Annotated in this window: 17 protein-coding genes; 1 reads left to right on the forward strand and 16 read right to left on the reverse strand. The window is 42.1% G+C overall.

All coding sequences use genetic code 11. The features are described from left to right. Window positions 1-224 precede the first annotated feature (224 nt). Window positions 225-1496, forward strand: coding sequence for an aminotransferase-like domain-containing protein (locus tag QM956_RS00630; RefSeq protein ID WP_070478399.1), 1272 nt, complete (start codon window positions 225-227; stop codon window positions 1494-1496). A gap of 20 nt (window positions 1497-1516) precedes the next feature. Here QM956_RS00630 and QM956_RS00635 read toward each other — a convergent pair whose 3' ends face one another. The 16 genes from QM956_RS00635 to hemW all read right to left on the reverse strand — a co-directional run bounded on the left by QM956_RS00635 (window position 1517) and on the right by hemW (window position 14372). Further along, window positions 1517-2332, reverse strand: a complete 816-nt coding sequence (locus tag QM956_RS00635; RefSeq protein ID WP_000837373.1) for an ABC transporter substrate-binding protein — start codon at window positions 2330-2332, stop codon at window positions 1517-1519. Window positions 2333-2452: 120 nt separating this feature from the next. Continuing rightward, window positions 2453-2920 (reverse strand): NUDIX hydrolase, encoded by a 468-nt coding sequence (locus tag QM956_RS00640; RefSeq protein WP_261035832.1) that lies wholly within the window; start codon window positions 2918-2920, stop codon window positions 2453-2455. A gap of 91 nt (window positions 2921-3011) precedes the next feature. Then, window positions 3012-3665 (reverse strand): phosphate signaling complex protein PhoU, encoded by a 654-nt coding sequence (phoU, locus tag QM956_RS00645; RefSeq protein ID WP_000946460.1) that lies wholly within the window; start codon window positions 3663-3665, stop codon window positions 3012-3014. 11 nt (window positions 3666-3676) lie between these two features. Beyond that, on the reverse strand, window positions 3677-4435 hold the full coding sequence (gene pstB / locus QM956_RS00650) for a phosphate ABC transporter ATP-binding protein PstB (RefSeq protein ID WP_247952795.1): 759 nt from the start codon (window positions 4433-4435) through the stop codon (window positions 3677-3679). Between the two features lie 12 nt (window positions 4436-4447). Next, window positions 4448-5251, reverse strand: coding sequence for a phosphate ABC transporter ATP-binding protein PstB (pstB, locus tag QM956_RS00655; RefSeq protein ID WP_064276499.1), 804 nt, complete (start codon window positions 5249-5251; stop codon window positions 4448-4450). A 10-nt stretch (window positions 5252-5261) separates the two neighbouring features. Beyond that, window positions 5262-6146 (reverse strand): phosphate ABC transporter permease PstA, encoded by an 885-nt coding sequence (gene pstA / locus QM956_RS00660; RefSeq protein ID WP_000543046.1) that lies wholly within the window; start codon window positions 6144-6146, stop codon window positions 5262-5264. After that, the gene (gene pstC, locus QM956_RS00665) at window positions 6136-7053 is read right to left on the reverse strand and encodes a phosphate ABC transporter permease subunit PstC (protein WP_060628586.1); all 918 of its coding nucleotides are present in this window, start codon (window positions 7051-7053) and stop codon (window positions 6136-6138) included. The genes pstA and pstC overlap by 11 nt, the downstream gene beginning before the upstream one ends. Then, a complete protein-coding gene (locus QM956_RS00670; protein WP_125393046.1) occupies window positions 7053-7931 on the reverse strand; it encodes a phosphate ABC transporter substrate-binding protein PstS family protein in 879 nt (292 codons plus the stop codon). The genes pstC and QM956_RS00670 overlap by 1 nt, the downstream gene beginning before the upstream one ends. Window positions 7932-8151: 220 nt before the next feature. Beyond that, window positions 8152-9456, reverse strand: coding sequence for an RsmF rRNA methyltransferase first C-terminal domain-containing protein (locus tag QM956_RS00675; RefSeq protein ID WP_414302071.1), 1305 nt, complete (start codon window positions 9454-9456; stop codon window positions 8152-8154). Beyond that, window positions 9457-10230: an inositol monophosphatase family protein gene (locus tag QM956_RS00680; protein ID WP_414302072.1), complete on the reverse strand. Its 774-nt coding sequence runs from the start codon at window positions 10228-10230 to the stop codon at window positions 9457-9459. It abuts the gene before it with no gap. Further along, window positions 10220-10498, reverse strand: a complete 279-nt coding sequence (locus QM956_RS00685) for a UPF0223 family protein (RefSeq protein WP_001041974.1) — start codon at window positions 10496-10498, stop codon at window positions 10220-10222. The genes QM956_RS00680 and QM956_RS00685 overlap by 11 nt, the downstream gene beginning before the upstream one ends. After that, window positions 10498-10899 carry a transcriptional regulator Spx gene (gene spx / locus QM956_RS00690; protein WP_414302073.1) on the reverse strand — a complete coding sequence of 134 codons (402 nt, stop codon included), beginning with the start codon at window positions 10897-10899 and terminating at the stop codon, window positions 10498-10500. Before spx ends, QM956_RS00685 begins: the two co-directional genes overlap by 1 nt. A 211-nt stretch (window positions 10900-11110) precedes the next feature. Next, on the reverse strand, window positions 11111-11728 hold the full coding sequence (locus tag QM956_RS00695; protein ID WP_004258496.1) for a TIGR01906 family membrane protein: 618 nt from the start codon (window positions 11726-11728) through the stop codon (window positions 11111-11113). Further along, on the reverse strand, window positions 11718-12491 hold the full coding sequence (locus tag QM956_RS00700) for a TIGR01457 family HAD-type hydrolase (RefSeq protein ID WP_261099433.1): 774 nt from the start codon (window positions 12489-12491) through the stop codon (window positions 11718-11720). Before QM956_RS00700 ends, QM956_RS00695 begins: the two co-directional genes overlap by 11 nt. An 8-nt stretch (window positions 12492-12499) precedes the next feature. Further along, a complete protein-coding gene (locus QM956_RS00705; RefSeq protein ID WP_004258504.1) occupies window positions 12500-13237 on the reverse strand; it encodes an acyl-[acyl-carrier-protein] thioesterase in 738 nt (245 codons plus the stop codon). Between the two features lie 4 nt (window positions 13238-13241). Further along, window positions 13242-14372, reverse strand: a complete 1131-nt coding sequence (gene hemW / locus QM956_RS00710; protein WP_004258506.1) for a radical SAM family heme chaperone HemW — start codon at window positions 14370-14372, stop codon at window positions 13242-13244. Between the last annotated feature and the right edge of the window lie 15 nt (window positions 14373-14387).

The following is a 14387-nucleotide window of genomic DNA, read 5'->3' on the forward strand; positions in this document are numbered from 1 at the left end:
GCACTGCTTTGAGGTTGTAGATAAGACTGACAAAGTCAGTTACATATATCTACGACAAGGCGAAGCTGACGTGGTTTGAATTTGATTTTCGAAGAGTATTATTCTATAAATGTTACTCCTAAGTATACCACATTTGCCCCTAGATGTGAACGAGAGAAACACCCTAGACATTGCCAAGAAGGAAAAAAAAAGGTACAATGTAACAAAATCAAGGGAGGTTTGGAATGAAGAAACAAAGCAAGTACCAAGAGGTCGTTTCCTTTCTAAAAAATGGTATCGAGTCTGGACGATTTTCGACGGGAAGCCGCCTGCCTTCTATCCGTCAACTGAGCCTTGACTTCCACTGTAGCAAGGATACCATTCAACGAGCCCTGCTGGAATTACGGCACGAACAATACCTCTATGCCAAGCCCCAGAGTGGTTACTATGTCCTAGAACAAGGGCAACACCAGGATCTAGAAATCGAAGTCACTGACGAACATGCCAGTGCCTATGACGATTTCCGACTCTGTATCAATGAAACCTTGATTGGTCGGGAAAACTACCTCTTCAACTACTATGACAACCAAGAAGGATTAGAAGACTTAAGACAATCCATTCATAAACTCCTCTTTGACCAAGCTCTCTACTGCAAGGCAGACCAGTTGATATTGACTTCTGGAACCCAGCAAGCCTTGTTTATCCTTTCTCAAATTTCCTTTCCTAGCCAAGCCAAGGAAATCTTGGTGGAACAGCCGACCTACCATCGGATGAATCGCCTCTTGATTGCTCAAGGTCTGGACTATCAAACGATTGAACGAGGCATTGATGGGATTGACTTGGAGGAGCTGGAAGGCCACTTCAAAACAGGAAAAATTAAATTTTTCTATACCATTCCTCGTTTTCACTATCCTCTGGGGCATTCCTATTCAGAGCAGGACAAACGGGCTATTCTTGACTTAGCTGCCAAGTATGGAGTCTATATCGTAGAGGACGACTATCTGGGGGATTTGGACTCTAAAAAAGGCCAGACCTTCCACTATCTAGATACAGAGGAGCGCGTCATTTATATCAAGTCCTTCTCAACCAGCCTCTTTCCAGCCCTGCGGATAACAGCACTCATCCTTCCAAATACTATCAAGGAAGCATTTGTGGTCTACAAAAATATCCTAGACTACGATAGCAACCTCATTATGCAAAAGGCCCTGTCACTCTATATTGACAGTCAATTATTTGAGAAAAATCGGCTAGCTCGCTTATCCAATCAGGAAGCTTACCAAAAACAAATCGAGGAAAGACTAGCTAACACTCCTTGTCCCCTTCCTCATTTTCCCCTACACGATGGTTTATTACTAGACCTGAGACAGTATTCTAAAATCGCTAGTCTCAAACACAGCCAACTGGGCTTGGATTTCTTTGAAGAGGCTTACTTGGATGCCTGCCCTTATCAATTTGCCAAGGTGTCCTTAGACAATCTGGAAAAGGTTTTAAACTATTTAAAAGCAGAATTGGAATGACTTCCAACTCTGCTTTTTTCTTATTGTTCAACTTCTGTTAAGGTTGCCGCTTTTTCAAGATATTTTTGGTAGGTGCCGTCATCCTTGAGTTTTTGGATAACCTTGTCCACCACTTCTTTCAAATCAGCACTATTTTTTCTAAGGGCAACGGCATTGGCTTCGCCGTCCTTCATCTTCAAGCTGACAGTTGCGACAGCTAAGTCGGCATTTTTAGCAGCATAGCTAAGAGCAACAGGCTCATCCATGTGAACAGCATCTACTTTTCCAGCCTGTAATTCATTAACAGCTTCACCCATATTGGTTAGGGAAGTTAACTGCGCTTTTGGCAATTGTTCCTTGACCATTGATTCTGGAACAGTCCCTTTTTGGGCTGCAATATTAGCACTTTCAAGGCTAGTTAAATCCTTGTATTTTTCTACATCAGCCTTACGAACCAAGAAACTAATCTTGTTTTCATAGTAAGGGATTGAAAAATCAAAGACTTCTTTTCTCTCGTCAGTAGCGCTAATTCCCGCAACTGCTAGGTCAGCCTTACCAGTTTGAAGACTGGTCAAGACATTGTCAAAACTCATGCTTGAAATTTCCAACTTCACCCCAAGTTCATCAGCGATAGCTTGGGCCATATCAATATCCGCACCGACTACCTGATTTTTTCCGTCAACTAAAGACTGAAATTCAAAAGGTGCATAGTCAGGACTGGTCGCCACAACTAATTTCCCCTTTTGCTTAATGGCCTCAACAGCTGACTGAGAACCATTAGAACCCGACTGGCAAGCCACTAAGAAGAAACTTGCAAGAAAGCTACATAAAACAAATATCCATTTTTTCGATTTCATAAATAAACAACCTCTCTGTTAATTTTGTATAATTATAACGCTATCCAAGTTGCTTGTCAAGTATTTTTCTTACATTTTCATAAAATATATTTACTAAAAAATAGAAATACAGTGGTTAGTTTATCTATCTATTGGGAACTTATTTTCAAAAAAATCATTTATCATATCTTGATGCTGCTGGTTTACAATTGCAATATTTTGTATGTCACTATGATCAAAAAATCCTAATTCTAAAGTTTCATCACTTGTAAAAAAATTTGTAGAGATAGAAATTTCAGATGAAACTAAATACAAGATTGTAAGAACTTGAGCCTCATCACCATTCGCATAACTGTCTGAATATTTTGTATAAACATTTAAGAGTTTTTCCACCCTCACTTCGACTCCTGTTTCTTCATAAAACTCTCGCACTAAAGCTTCTAAAGCCGATTCTCCTAATTCAAGAGCACCACCTGGTAATCCCCACGTTCCTTTATCTGCTCGTTTTTGTAATAAAATTTTTCCTGATTGACTTAATATTCCACAGGTAAAATTTAAAATAATTTTATCTTTTCCAACTTTTTTTCTGATATTCTGTATGTAGTTCATTATTCACCTCTGACAAAGTAAACCATCTATACAATGAAAGCTTACTGTATTAAAAAGTAAGCTTTCACAATAATTTTATCATTTGAATACTTTATAGTTCGACAATCTTACCTGTTTCAAAGTAAACAACCCATTCACAGATATTCTTGGCATAGTCTCCAATGCGTTCCAAGAAAGCAATCACTTGGAAGTAATCACGACCTGTAACGATAGCATCTGGATTTTTCTTGATTTCTTCTGTAGCCAAATCACGAATGCTATCAAAGTAATGGTTGATTTTTTCGTCCATGGCTGCTACTTCATAGGCCTGGTCTACTGAACCATTGAGATAGAGTTCAAGGGCTGCTTCAACGAAGTTCTTGACATCGCGACCCATTCTCTTGATTTCTTCTTCAACAGCTGGGATACGTTGCTCCCCCTTCATACGAATGGCTGCTCTTGCAATGGAAACGGCATGGTCACCCATACGTTCCAAGTCAGATACAGCCTTCAAGACTGTTAGAACTGTACGCAAGTCCTGAGAAACCGGTTGTTGCAGGGCAATCATTTCAAATGATTTTTTCTCCAATTTCACTTCGTATTCGTTTACTTCTGCATCGTCTTCGATGACTTCTTTGGCCAAATCACGGTCATGCGTAACAAAGGCACGCACGGTCCGATTGATTTGAGATAGCACTTCTTGTCCCATAGCATAGAACTGGTTGTGCAATTTCTCCAAATCTTCTTCAAATTGAGAACGTAACATCATTTATCTCCTTATCCAAATTTTCCTGAAATATAATCTTCTGTTTCCTTGTGTTGTGGGTTTAGGAACATCTTCTTGGTATCGTTAAACTCAATCAGATCTCCATCTAGGAAAAATCCTGTCTTGTCAGAAATACGAGAAGCTTGTTGCATGGAACGCGTAACCAAGAGCATGGTGTATTTATCTTTTAGACCATACAAGGTTTCCTCAATCTTACCAGCCGAGATAGGGTCCAAGGCTGAAGTCGGTTCATCCAAAAGAATGATTTTAGGACTGGTTGCCAAGACACGGGAAACACAGACACGTTGCTGTTGTCCGCCTGAAAGCCCGATAGCTGAATCATGCAGGCGATCCTTGACCTCATCCCAGATAGAAGCTCGTTGCAAGGCTTTTTCAACCGCCTCATCTAGAACCTGCTTGTCCTTCACTCCATTGATACGAAGCCCGTAAACAACATTTTCGTAGATAGACATAGGGAAGGGGTTTGGTTGTTGGAAAACCATACCAATTTCCTTGCGCAATTCAACTGTATCTGTACGCGGGCTGTAGATATTGTGGCCGTTGTAAACCACCGAACCAGTTGTGGTTACCTCTGGATTGAGATCTCCCATGCGGTTGATAGCCTTTAGGAGGGTTGATTTCCCTGATCCAGATGGACCAATCAAGGCTGTAATTTCCTTAGGTTGGAAAGATAGGGAAACACTATTCAAGGCCTTTTTTTGATTGTAGTAAACGGACAGGTCTGATACCTGTAAAATCGCTTCTGTCATACTGTTTCCTTTCTATCCAAAGTGTCCTGTCACGTAGTCATTGGTTGACTGTAGTTTGGCATTTTGGAAAATATTAGAGGTCTTATCGTACTCGATCAAATCACCCAAGTAGAAAAATCCTGTGTAATCACTAGCACGCGCAGCCTGCTGCATGCTGTGGGTCACGATGATAATGGTAAAATCCTTCTTCAACTCCAGCATGGTTTCTTCAAGTTGAGCAGTCGCAATCGGATCCAAGGCTGATGCCGGTTCATCCATCAAAAGGATATCTGGTTTAACAGAGATAGCACGAGCGATACAGAGACGTTGCTGCTGACCACCTGATAGGGTCAAGGCCGACTTGTGCAAATCGTCTTTGACCTGGTCCCAAAGGGCAGCCTGACGAAGAGAGGTTTCTACAATTTCATCCAAGACTTGTTTGTTCTTAACTCCTGCACGTTCATGGGCAAAAGTGATGTTGCGGTAGATAGACTTGGCAAAGGGATTTGGGCGTTGGAAGACCATTCCAATGTGCTTACGCATCTCATAAACATTAATTTCTGGACGGTTAACATCAATCCCTTGGTAGAGGATTTGACCTGTTACCTTGGCAATATCAATGGTATCATTCATACGGTTGAGACTGCGGAGGTAGGTTGATTTCCCTGAACCAGAAGGGCCAATTAAGGCAGTAATTTTATTTTTTTCAAATTGCATATCGATGCCCTTGATGGATTCATTTTTACCGTAGTAAACATGTAAATCCTTAGTAGAGAGGGCCACTTTCTCTTCAGGAAAGGTGATGATATGCTTTTCATCCCAATTATATTTTGACATGGCTTCTCCTTTAGGCAGCGGTTAATTTCTTATGTAGGTAACTTCCGAGTTTACGGGCTCCAAAGTTAAAGATGAGGATAAAGATGAGGAGCACAGCTGCAGAACCTGCTGATACGATAGTTCCATCAGGAATGGTTCCTTCACTATTAACTTTCCAGATGTGGACAGCCAAGGTTTCTGCTTGACGGAAGATAGAGATTGGGCTGGTCACACTGAGAATATTCCAGTTAGACCAGTCTAGAGCTGGAGCGGATTGTCCTGCTGTATAGATAAGAGCCGCAGCCTCACCAAAGATACGACCAGAGGCCAAGACAACCCCCGTTACGATGCCTGGAAGGGCTTCTGGAATGACCACATGGACAACTGTCTCCCAACGAGAAATCCCAAGAGCCAGACCAGCCTCACGTTGCGTATGGTGAACGTGTTTTAAGCTGTCCTCAACATTTCGAGTCATCTGAGGAAGGTTAAAGACCGTCAAGGCCAAGGCGCCTGAAATAATTGAAAATCCATACTCAAACTGAACTACAAAGATCAAGTAACCAAAGAGACCTACAACCACTGATGGCAGTGAAGACAAGATTTCAATACAGGTTCTGACAAAATTGGTCACAGGACCTTTTTTGGCGTATTCAGCTAGGAAAATCCCAGCTCCCATAGACAAAGGCACAGAGATAATCAAGGTAATAACCAGAAGGAAGAAGGAATTATAGAGCTGAATTCCAATCCCTCCGCCTGCTTGGTAAGAAGAGGATTTGCCAGTCAAGAAAGACCAAGAGATGTGGGGCAAACCACGAACCAAGATATAAAGAATCAAGGATGCCAGGATGGCAACGATAATTCCTGCAATCGAGTAGAGGACAGCTGTTGCAATTTTATCTAATTTCTTAGCGTGCATAGTTTTTCTTTCCTCTTTCTTTCGTAATCAATTTAATCACACTGTTGAAGGCCAAACTCATCAAAAGCAAGACTAAGGCCAGTGACCAGAGAACATTATTATCAACTGTACCCATGACGGTATTTCCAATACCCATGGTCAACACAGAAGTCAAGGTCGCAGCAGGTGTTGTCAATGAAGTTGGGACAACGGCTGAGTTTCCGACGACCATCTGAATGGCCAAAGCCTCACCAAAGGCACGCGCCATCCCAAAGACCACTGCTGTGAAAATCCCTGAACGCGCTGCCTTCAAGGTCACGCGCCAGATGGTTTGCCAGCGGGTGGCTCCCATAGCCAAACTTGCTTCGCGGTAGTGACGAGGCACCGCACGCAAGCTATCTGTTGTCATAAAGGTTACCGTCGGTAAAATCATGACAAAGAGTACGAAAATCCCTGACAGAATCCCAAAACCAGTTCCACCAAAGATACTACGGACAAAAGGAACTACGACCTGCAAACCTATAAATCCATACACTACTGAAGGAATTCCGACTAGCAATTCAATGGCTGGTTGCAAGATTCTAGCACCTTTTGGTGAGACCTCGGTCATAAAGACAGCTGCACCAATGGCAAAAGGAGTTGCGATAAGGGCTGATAGGATTGTGACAATAAAGGAACCCAAAATCATGGGAAGGGCACCAAATTGTTTACCTGAAGGATTCCAAGTTTGTCCAAAGAGAAAATCAAAGATGTTGACCCCATTGACAAAGAAGGTCGACAAGCCTTTTTGGGCTACGAAAATCAAAATCATGGCCACAATGATGACAATCAAAGACAGGCAGGCAAAGGTCAAGCCTTTTCCTAATTTCTCTAGACGATAGTTCTTTGAGGGAGAAAGTAATTTTTTAGCTAATTCTTCTTGATTCATTATTGACTCCCTTCTAGTGCTGTCACCGTTCCTACAGCATCTTTTTCAACCTTCATTTCCTTAACAGAAATATAGCCCATCCCCTTAACGATTCCGCTTTGCGCTTCATCAGAGAGGACAAAGTTGAGGAATTCTGCCACCAATTCGTTTGGCTGACCTAGGGTGTACATGTGTTCATAAGACCACAAAGGCCAGTTATTGCTTGTAACATTTTCTGCAATCGGCTCATAGCCATTCAACTTCATACGTTTCACTGAGTCATCCACATAGGCAAAGGCTAGATAAGAAATGGCTCCTGGTGTCTGGGAAACAATGTTTTTAACCATCCCATTTGAATCCTGTTCTTGACTCTGCACGGCAGATTGACCATCCATGATAACACTATCAAAGGTTGCACGTGAACCCGAACTTGCCGCACGATTGATAATGGAAATGGCTAGGTCTTTCCCACCGACTTCTTTCCAGTTGGTCACTTGACCTGTGAAGATGCTACGGAGTTGTTCAGTTGTCAGATTTTCAACATCAACTTCCTTGTTTACAATGACTGCCAAGCCCGCTACAGCAACCTTATGGTCCACTAGAGCGGATGCGTTGATACCGTCTTTTTCCTCGGCAAATACGTCTGAATTTCCTACATCAACGGCTCCAGACTGAACCTGAGACAAACCTGTACCAGATCCTCCACCTTGGACGTTGACTGTTTTTCCAACGTGCATAGAGCCAAATTCATCTGCTGCTGCTTCGACCAAAGGCTGAAGAGCCGTTGAGCCAACAGCTGTCATGGATTCCCCACGATCAATCCAGCTAGCACATCCCGCCAAAGAACCTGCTAGCAAAAGAGCCGCAAGGGATAGAGCGAGTTTTTTCCTTTTTTTCACTGTTTTTCTCCTTGAAAATAATGGTGAATGCTGTGAATTTTTTCAACTATTTATTTATGTTTTTCTTTTGAAAATTGGGAGCCAACTGAAGTTCTTTGCTTAGTTTTACTAGTCATTTGCTCAGTTACCTTGCCCACCAATTTTGACTTAAAATGAAAGACAATTTGAAAAAAATCCATACTTCCACTATAACATAGACAAGCTACTTTGACTAGCATTTTCACTTGAATCTGAGGCCTTTTGGAAAATAATTTTTCAAAACATTTCCCGTCACCTTAGCAAATCCCAAGCCATTGCCTTGAATCAAAACTTGGTACCAACCATTTGGTAGACTTTCCGCCAACCGAACAGTCTCTCCAGCCGCATACTTGACAAACGCTTCTTGGTCAATTTCAACCGACTGCTTGACCTGACTCGGTTTCAAGGCTAGGCCAAGAGCAAAACTAGGCTCAAAGCGTTTCTTCTTAAAAGTCCCTAGATGCAGGCCATTCCGAGCAATCTTGAGCTTCCCTAAATCTGGCAAAAGTTCTGGCAAGAGATAAAGCTGGTCCCCAAACGTCTGCAAGATACCCGGTAGATTGATTTTTAGGTGTTTTTTGGCAAATTCCTGCCACAAGGCAACTTGTTCTCGGCTGAGATTGCTCTTGCTAGCTTTAAATTTAGGGGATGGATTTTCACCCTTAAACTGTAAATGTGCTACAAACTGACCCTCTCCCTTAAACTGATGAGGATACATCCGAGCAGTTTCTGGCAGGTCAATACCAGCTACCATTCCATTGATATGCTCTACTGGCAACAAATCAAAATCATACTCCTCCAGTAGCCAATTGACAATCTCTTCGTTTTCCTCGGGGGCCCAGGTACAGGTTGAATAAACCAAACGACCACCTTCTGCTAGCATGGTTACTGCATCTGCCAGAATTTCTCTTTGCAAACTAGCACATTGACTTGGATAATCGAGACTCCAATAGTCCATAGCATCTGGTTGCTTACGAAACATCCCTTCACCAGAGCAGGGGGCATCAAGGACAATGAGGTCAAAATAGCCTTTAAAAACCTTGGCCAAGCGGTCAGCAGATTCATTGGTCACCACGACATTTGTCGCTCCAAAGCGCTCCATGTTTTCTACTAAAATCTTAGCCCGTTTGCTTGAAATTTCATTGGAAACAAGGAGACCCTCCCCTGCTAGATAGGCTGCCAGCTGAGTTGATTTTCCACCCGGTGCAGCGGCCAAATCCAAAACTTTCATACCAGGACTAGGCTGGGCTACCTGAGCAACCATCTGAGCAGCAGGTTCTTGCGAATAAACCAAACCAGTAGCATGCTCAGACGATTTCCCTGAAACCTTCCCGTAGTAGCCCCAAGGGGTTTGAGGAATGGGATCAGAAAAGGAAACTGGCGCTTCTTTTAAAGGATTGACCCGAAAGGCCGAAACCGCTTCCTCCTCAAAAGAGGCAAGAAAATCTCTTGCCTCATCTCCTAGTATCACTTCATATTTTTCAACAAATCCTTCTGGAAATTGCATTTAAGTTCTTTTCCTTTCGTAAATATAGGACTGAATTTCCTCCTGCATCTCAAGAGGGACCATCATGACCGGCTGTCTGGTTTGAAAATTAGGAGTTTCACCAGAAAGAGTCACAATCCGATAGCCCAGACTTTCCCCTAAAATACTAGCAGCAGCATAATCCCATGGTTGCAGATAAGTAACATAGGTCAACAAACGTCCTGACAAAATCTTGGCAAAACTAATGGCCGCACTCCCATAGACACGAACACCGAGGACCGCTCGACCCAAATCAGCTAGACCCCATTCATTGGTTTCTAGCATACCACTATTCCCTGCAATGAGAAAATCTCCAAGTGGTTTAGTTTTAAAAGGAGCTAGGGGCTTATCGTTTCGGCAAACCGGAAAGGCTCCACCACCGTGATAACAATCCCCCTTGACCACATCATAAATCAGCCCAAACTGCCCCTGACCATTTTCAAAATAAGCCATCATTACAGCAAAATCTTCCTGCTGGGCTACAAAGTTATTGGTACCATCAATGGGATCAATGACCCAAACCTTGCCCTCTTGAACCGAGGCTCGCAGACAACCTTCTTCAGCACAAATCTTATCTTCAGGATAACGAGACAAAATCTCACCAACCAATAGCTCCTGAACTTCCTTGTCCAGTCTGGTCACCAAATCTGTTGGAGAGGACTTGGTTTCAACACACAAGTCTTCCTGCATATGGTCAAGGATGTACTGGCCCGCTCTCTTAACAAGCTCTTTGGCAAATTCAAATTTACTTTCCAAGAGAAATCTTCCCTTCCCCTTTTTCCTTGGCAGCCTGAACTGCTCGATAAAGCGAATAGCCACTAACTGTTTCAAATTCTCGTCCCAAACGTTTTTCTTCGCTCTTACTTGGCACGACCGCTTTGAATCCCTTATAGGAGTCCAGTAACTTTTTAGCCTCTACCTTGCCTTCATAGGCAGCTTCAACATCATTAAAAAAAGAAAGCACTGAAGCAAGTTCTTCAGTGCTCCACGACAAATCTAGTGGGTAACTATACTGTTTGTTCATTAACTAATACCAGCTCTCATTCTTGCTTCTTTTAGTTCTTGCTTACGGTAACTACGAGGGAGAAAAGCACGAATCTCATCTTCATTAAAACCAATTTGCATACGTTTGGCATCAATAATAATTGGACGACGCAAAAGACTAGGATACTGCTCAATCAAATGAAGCAATTCCGATACTGAAATACTCTCTACATCAATATCTAATTTTTGAAAAATTTTTGAACGAGTTGAAACGATGTCATCAGTACCATTTTCGGTCAAGGAAAGAATGTGTTGCAATTCTTTTCTCGTTAAAGGACTGGTCATAATATTGTGTTCCTCAAAGGGAACCTTATGTTTTTCTAACCAGGCCTTTGCCTTACGACATGAAGTACAGCTCGGTGATAGAAATAGTGTAATCATGCTTTTCTCTTCTTATCTATACTTTGCTAATTCTATTATACAAAAAAATAAAGCGCTTGACTAGAGATTTTTAGAAAAAAAGCCTATTTTTTCAAGAAAAATAGACTGTTTGCGAACGATTGATACATTTTGGATTTGGTTAATTCATTCTTGACAATAGTTTAGAATCACATACCTAATTGATTTATGCAAAATAAGAATATCTTTAGTATTATTTCCCACGACTTTTCAGATAAAGATAGCCAAAGAAGCTTTCATAGAGGGCAAAAAAGAGAAGAAAGGCATGAAGGAAGAAGGTCTCTGGCAAAATCAGAATAACAGGATCCTTGGCTGGGTCAAAAAGCCAGGTATCATCTCCCACAAAGAGAATTTGATGGAAAAGGGTAAAGAATTGGTCAAAACCAATCAAAACTCCCCAAAGACCAATCAGCACAGGCAAAACTACTAGAGTCAAAAAAACCTTACTGAATAAAGATAAAAAGCCCTTTTTCACAATCCCTTTGACAAAAAAATAGAAACTTGGCAGTGTCACTAGAGCTACTAGCTGAACAAAGTGGAAGAGGTCCTTGACCACCGCAAAGTGGTGCAGACCAGCTGCTGACGAACGAAAATCTGGCATCTCTAAGACCTGACTAAAAGGATTGGTCAGGTAATTCATCAAGATATGAAAGTTGTACTGAATAGTTTCTGGTTTTAAGTAAACTCGATCCATTAAGTTCAACCACTGAATTTCCAGCGGATAAAAAATCCAAGCCAAATAAATGGTCAAAAGGATTGAGAGGGAGAGGAGAAAGAGCATAGAGCTCCAAAAGGTCAGTTTAGTTTTCATCAAAATCCCACTCCGCAAGGCTAGAAACCACATGTGTCGGTGCGATTGGCAGGTCTGCTACTTCTTCTGCCTTGGTAAAACCTGTCGTCACCAAGAGCGTTGGAATGCCATTATCAATCCCGGCTCGGATATCTGTCAGATAGTTGTCCCCAACCATGATCAACTCTTCACGTTTCAAACCTAAGTGCTCAACCGCCTTGTCCATAATGATGGCATTTGGTTTCCCAATATAAACAGGCTTCACTCGTGTTGCCACTTCAAGAAGGGTAATCAGTGAACCAGCACCAGGCAAAAGACCGCGCTCTGTCGGGATGTTGAGGTCAGGATTGGTTCCGATAAAGTGGGCACCTTTTTGAATAGCCAGAGTTGCTGTCGCAAATTTTTCATAGTCAACTTGCCAGTCCAGGCCTACTAACACATAGGCAGGGTTTTCCTTCTTTTCCACATAACCAGCCGCCTTGATGGCTTCCTTGAGCCCTGCTTCTCCGATAACATATACCGTCTTTTCAAGCCCCAAATCGTTCATATAGTCAATGGTTGCCAAAGTCGCTGTGTAGACAGTCGATAGGGGCGTATCGATATTAAAATTCTGAGCCAACATTTCCTGAACACTCTCAGGAGTACGAGTCGTATTGTTGGTCACAAAAAGATAGGGGATATCCCGCTTTTGCAATTCATGGACAAAAGCTTCTCCTGCTGGAATTCGATCTTTGCCCTTATAAATGGTTCCGTCTAAATCAATTAAATAGCCTTTATATTTCATATTTTTCTCTAATCCTTCTTCATTTCTTGCCAAGTGATGATGGCTTGGGCATTGGTAGCCCCGTCACTTGTAATCTCATGTTTACTTTCCAGTCCAGTCCGTTCAACAGCCGATGTAATCACCCCACCTGGTCGAACTTCCTTGACATACTTGAGATTGATTTTCTTAGGAATATAGTGGGTCAAAAAATCCGCTCCCATAACCTCAAAAATCCAGTCCAAATACTTACTGTTATTAACATGACCATTCATATCCAAGTCGTAAAAACGAACATGGTAATCCTTGCTGATTGGCTCTTCCAAGTACTCATACTTTGGTCCACGGATAAGCTTTTTATCAAAATCAGACTGATACGGAGCCACAATCTCAGGTTCGACAGCATGGACTTTTCGACTATCTCGATCCATGAGAACAAAGGTCGCCATCATGTGGATAAGATCCTGTCCTGCTTCATCATAAATGGTAAAGCGACGGTAGCAAAAGAGCCGATTGTAGCTCAAGGCTTCCGTTTCAATAGTAATTTCTTCCGCAAAACGAGGCAAACGAACCACCTCAATATCATAGTCTGTGATAATCCATACCAGATTATAGTCTTCCAAAATGGCCTTATCACTAACTCCCAGCTCAATCGACTGCATCCCTGAAACTTGTAGGGATAGTAAAATCACATCTGGGAGTTTGATATGACCGTTCATATCAGCCATATCAAAAGGAATTTTCATTTTCATTTGATAAGTTAAGCCCATCATTCTACTCCAAAATAAATCGTTCTGCTACGGTGTCTCCCAAAAAGAGACCTCTTTTTGTCATGCGCACGCGGTCACCCTCTATTTGCATGAGACCTTGTTGAACCAAGTCCTTGACAATTTCTCCATAAAGTCCATCAAAAGACCGTCCAAATTTTTCCTCAAATCGTACCCTGGAGACCCCTGATTTCTTGCGGAGCCCTAGGAACATTTCTTCTTCCATTTGCTCTTTTTGACTCAGGTGCTCTTCTGTGATACGCGCATTACCTTCCTCAACTGCACTGAGGTAATGACGAATGGGACCATGATTCTTATAGCGAATACCATTGACATAACCAGATGCACCAGCACCAATGCCATAGTACTCAGCATTGTCCCAGTACATGAGATTGTGACGACTTTCAAAACCGGGTTTGGAAAAATTGGAAATCTCATAATGCTCAAAACCAGCTCGCTCCAGCTCTGCAATGATGTACTCAAACATCTCAGCTTCCAGTTCCTCCTTAGGCAGAGGCAATTTTCCTCGTCGCATACGGTTCATAAAGACCGTATGATTTTCCAAAATCAAGCTATACAAACTCATATGGGGAATATCCAGTCCAATGGCCTTAGCCACATTGTCCTTTACTTGCTCCATAGTCTGGCCAGGTAGCGCATAAATCAAATCAATGGAGATGTTGTCAAAACCAGCCAGTTTCAGTCGGTCGATATTTTCATAAATATCCTTCTCCAAATGACTGCGCCCAATCTTTTTCAGCATCTTGTCGTCAAAGGTCTGCACACCTAGCGAAACACGATTGACAGCCGAGTTCTTCAAAACAGCTATCTTATTCGCATCCAAGTCGCCTGGATTGGCTTCAATGGTCAACTCTTCTAAGACAGACAAGTCCAAGTTTTTAGTCAAGCCCTTCAATAACACCTCCAGTTGAGAAGCTGACAAAGCTGTCGGTGTGCCACCACCGATATAGAGGGTTCTCAACTTTTGAATATCATAAGATTGAAACTCTTCTAACAGATGCTCCAAATAACTATCTACCGGCTGATTCTTGATAAAAACTTTTGAAAAGTCACAATAATAACAAATCTGGGTACAAAATGGGATGTGCACATAGGCTGACGTTGGTTTCTTCTGCATAGTACTTATTATACC

The sequence above is a fragment of the Streptococcus mitis genome, from assembly GCF_047460035.1.
Lineage (GTDB): Bacteria > Bacillota > Bacilli > Lactobacillales > Streptococcaceae > Streptococcus > Streptococcus mitis_DW.